Raw genomic sequence first — 4,230 nt, 5'->3', positions numbered from 1 at the left:
GACAAGACATTTCGACTTGTATTTCTTTTTTTTTTTTTAATGATACGGCGGCCACCGAGATCTACACTTGCAGCTTCGTCGGCAGCGTCAGTTGTGTATAAGAGACAGGGCATTCCCCGTCCCGGCATCCCTCCCGGTACCGCCTCGCCCCCGGCGAGCGGGGCTCGGCCGGGGGCGAGGCAATACCGGGGAACGGCGGGAACAACGCAAAGGCAAAAGGGGGGGAAGGGAGATCAGGGCAGTTCGAGGCCGGTGTCCCAGCCCTGCAGGGCGTCGACGCACAGGCAGTCCCGCTCGGTGGGGAGGGCCGCCACCGCGTCGAGCACCACGCCCCGCAGGCGGTCGATGTTCCGGGCGAAGACCTTCAGCACCTCGGCGTGGGAGACGCCGTCGCCGGTCTCCGCCCCCGCGTCCAGATCCGTCACCACGGCCAGGGAGGTGTAGCAGAGTTCCAGTTCACGGGCGAGAACCGCCTCGGGGTGACCGGTCATCCCGACCACGTCCCAGCCCTGTGCCGCATGCCAGCGGGACTCCGCGCGGGTGGAGAACCGCGGCCCCTCGATCACGCACATGGTGCCGCCGTCCACCGGCTCCCATCCCCGTCCCCGGGCGGCGGCGAGCGCCACGGCCCGCCCGGAGGGACAGTACGGGTCGGCGAAGGTGACATGCGCGACGTTGGGGGCGACCCCGTCCGCCCGGGTCTCCCCGTCGTAGAAGGTCTGCACGCGGTTCTTCGTCCGGTCCACCAGCTGGTCGGGTATCACCAGGGTGCCCGGCCCCCGATCCGGCCGCAGGCCGCCCGTGGCGCACGGCCCCAGCACCTGCCGGACGCCGAGGCTGCGCAGCGCCCACAGGTTCGCCCGGTAGTTGATGCGGTGCGGCGGGAGACGGTGGCTCCTGCCGTGGCGCGGCAGGAAGGCCACCGTGCGGCCGGCGACCTCGCCCAGGAAGAGGGCGTCGCTCGGCGGCCCGTAGGGGGTGTCCACGGTGACCTCGGTCACCTCGTCCAGAAAGGAGTAGAAACCCGAGCCGCCGATGACGCCGATGTCCGCCCGGGGGCTCATGCGGCGCCGGCGGAGGCGGGCGTCGAGGAGGCCGAGGACGACGAGGACGTCGTCGAGGAGGGCCCCCCGGAGGAGCCGGAGGACGACGAGTCGGAGGACGAGGAGGTGCTCTCCTTGGTGCCGTTCTTCTTCTCACCACCCGCCGGAGCGCTGCCGGAGGTGGCCCCCCGGCTGTCGTTGCGGTAGAAGCCGGAGCCCTTGAAGACGATCCCGACGGCGGAGAACACCTTCTTCAGCCGCCCCTGGCAGGCGGGGCACTCGGTGAGCGCGTCGTCGGTGAACTTCTGCACCACCTCGAGGCCGTCTCCGCAAGCGGTGCACTGGTACTGGTACGTCGGCACGTCTGTTCCTCCTGGCACTCTTCCGTGGTGAGTGCTAACGACGCTCCATCGTGCAACATTCCGGGCCCGTAGTCCACCGCGTCCCGCTGTCACGGTGGTCACCGTTGCGCCACGGCGCGCCGGAGCCGCCGCCCGGTCGGATCCGCTCCGGGGTGCCCGCCGGCCGGTCGTTCGGGCTCCCTCAATCCGCCGGGGAACGCAGCGGTGACCACCCGCCGCCCAGCTGTTCCGTCTCCACCGTCCGGCTCAGACCCGAGGAGCCGCCCCGACGCAGCCAGCCGGCCAGCTTGCCCCCCCGACTGACGGCGTGCAGTCGGCGCTCCGTGGCCTCGCGCACCCGGTCGGTGGTGACCACCAGCAACTCGTCCCCGCGCCGCAGGGCGGTGGTGGGCTGCGGGACGAAGCTGCTGCCCTCCCGCACGACCAGGGTGACCGCGGCCCCGGCGGGAAGCCGCAGTTCGGCGATCTCCACGCCGTGGAGCCGTGAACGTCCCGGCACCGAGACCGACAGCAGGTGGCCGTGCAGCCGGTCCAGTGGGGCGCACTCGATGTCCACGTCCCGAGCCTGGTCGCTGTCGCCCAGCCGCAGTCGGCGCGCCAGCCACGGCAGCGTCGGACCCTGGACCAGGGTGAAGACCACCACCAGGACGAAGACGATGTTGAAGACCCGGTCGCTGCCCTCCACGCCGCTCACCATGGGGATGGTGGCCAGCACGATCGGCACGGCGCCGCGCAGGCCCGCCCACGACATCAGGAGGTGTTCCCGCCACGGTCTGCGGAAGGGGAGCAGCGAGAGCACCACCGACAGCGGGCGGGCGACCAGGGTCAGGGCCAGGCCGATGACCACGGCGGGCCAGAAGTCCTCCAGCAGCTCCCCGGGGTTCACCAGCAGCCCCAGGAGGACGAACAGGCCGATCTGGGCCACCCACGCCATGGCGTCCGCGAAGCCGCGCGTGGCCGGACCGTGCGGCAGTCCGGCGTTGCCCAGGACCAGGGCGGCGATGTACACGGCGAGGAAGCCGCTGCCGTAGGTGAGAGCGGCGATCGCGTAGGCCAGCACGGTCAGGCCCAGCACCGCGATCGGGTACAGGCCGGAGGCCGGCAACGCCACCTGGCGCAGCACATAGGCCCCCAGCCGGCCGATGACCAGGCCGATGACCAGGCCCACCACCAGTTGCAGCAGGATCTGCGCGGGCAGCACCAGCCAGGACTCCGCCGAGCGGTCCATGGCGCCCGCGCTCGCGAACGCGACGACCAGGAGCACCACGGGGGCGTCGTTGAAGCCGGACTCGGCCTCCAGCGTCCCGCTCAGCCGACGCGGCAGCGGCACCTTCCGCAGCACGGAGAACACGGCTGCGGCGTCGGTCGAGGAGACGACGGCCCCCATGACGAGCGCGAGTTGCCAGTCCAACCCCAGCAGCCAATGGGCCGCGGCCGCGGTCACCCCCACGCTGACGGCGACCCCCAGTGTGGCCAGGACGACGGCGGGGGGCACCGCCGGTCTGATGTGTTTCCACCTCGTGCTGAAGCCACCCTCGGCGAGAATGACGATCAACGCCGCGTATCCGAGGACCTGGGTCAGTTCGGCGTCACTGAACCCGATGCCGAGGCCGTCCTGTCCCAGGGCCATGCCGATGCCGAGATAGATGAGCAGGGTGGGCAGGCCGCTGCGGGCCGACAGGCGCACCGCCGCCACGGCGACGAGCAGGACGAGCGTGCACAACAACAGCAACAGGTTGAGGCGATCAACGGTCAGGGGTCAGTCACTCCCTTCGGGGGTGGCGGCCACCCGGCCCGGGGTGGGGGGATCGCCGATCCGGCCGCTTTGTTTGCAGGCTACAGGCACATGATGTCGGCTCCTTTACGGGAAATTTACCATCTTGAGGGTTCGGGAGCCCTGGCTTCCGCTCCCCCCGGGCTCACCCCTCCGGCGGTATGTCTATGGTTGCTGCAGCCCGCTCATCTGGCCCTGAAGGACAGCGATGCCCGCCTCCAAATCCATGCGACGCGTTCGGCTGCTCGCGATCGTGGTTGTCCTGTTGCTGTTGGGAGGTCTCACCGCCGGTGCCTTCTGGTCCGTGCAGACCGTGCGGGCATCGTTCCCGCAGGTCACCGGCCAGGTGAAGATCGAGGGGCTGAGCGCCCCCGTCACCGTCAGGCGTGACGCCAACGGCATTCCGCAGCTGTACGCGGACACCGCCGAGGACCTCTTCCGCGCCCAGGGGTTCGTCCACGCCCAGGACCGCTTCTGGGAGATGGACGTCCGCCGCCACCTGACGGCCGGTCGGCTCTCGGAGATGTTCGGTGAGGAGCAGGTGGAGACGGACGCCTTCCTGCGCACTCTCGGCTGGCGGGATGTCGCCCAGCGCGAGTACGACGAACTCCTCGCGGAGGACACCAAGACCTATCTGCGGGCGTACGCCGACGGCGTCAACGCCTGGCTGGAGGAGCGCGAGGGCGCCGAGCTCTCGGTGGAGTACGCGGTGCTCGGCCTGATCGGCGACTACGCGCCCGAGCCCTGGGACCCGGTGGACTCCGTGGCCTGGCTCAAGGCCATGGCATGGGACCTGCGCGGCAACCTCCAGGAGGAGATAGACCGTTCGCTCCTGGCCGGGCGACTGTCCCCCGAGCAGATCGACGACCTCTACCCGCCCTACCCCTTCGACCGGAACCGGCCCATCGTCACCGACGGCACCGTGACCGACGGCGCCTACAGCCCCGCCGGTGACACCTCGGATCTCCCGGCCGGTCCCGACGGGTCCACCGACGCCGAGGAGTCCGGCGACACCGCGGACCAGGGGGCCCCCGGGGGCTCGGCCGGGGGC

At 70.7% G+C, this 4,230-nt stretch carries 4 protein-coding genes; 1 reads left to right on the top strand and 3 read right to left on the bottom strand.

Annotated elements, in window-relative coordinates; genetic code table 11:
- Positions 1-233 precede the first annotated feature (233 nt).
- The 3 genes from FOE67_RS18405 to FOE67_RS18395 form a co-directional block, all read right to left on the bottom strand.
- A complete protein-coding gene (locus FOE67_RS18405) occupies positions 234-1,064 on the bottom strand; it encodes an S-methyl-5'-thioadenosine phosphorylase (RefSeq protein ID WP_182665687.1) in 831 nt (276 codons plus the stop codon).
- Complete coding sequence (locus FOE67_RS18400; protein ID WP_182665685.1) at positions 1,061-1,405, bottom strand: FmdB family zinc ribbon protein; 345 nt, start codon at positions 1,403-1,405, stop codon at positions 1,061-1,063. The genes FOE67_RS18405 and FOE67_RS18400 overlap by 4 nt, the downstream gene beginning before the upstream one ends.
- 181 nt (positions 1,406-1,586) lie before the next feature.
- Positions 1,587-3,131: a potassium/proton antiporter gene (locus tag FOE67_RS18395; RefSeq protein ID WP_267133346.1), complete on the bottom strand. Its 1,545-nt coding sequence runs from the start codon at positions 3,129-3,131 to the stop codon at positions 1,587-1,589.
- 256 nt (positions 3,132-3,387) lie between these two features.
- On the opposite strand from FOE67_RS18395, the gene FOE67_RS18390 reads away from it, so the two are divergent.
- On the top strand, positions 3,388-4,230 hold an 843-nt coding region (locus FOE67_RS18390), incomplete at its 3' end, for a penicillin acylase family protein (protein ID WP_182665683.1).

It is taken from the genome of Streptomyces calidiresistens (assembly GCF_014141525.1).
Lineage (GTDB): Bacteria > Actinomycetota > Actinomycetes > Streptomycetales > Streptomycetaceae > Streptomyces > Streptomyces calidiresistens.
This window is presented reverse-complemented; position numbering and strand designations above follow the sequence as displayed.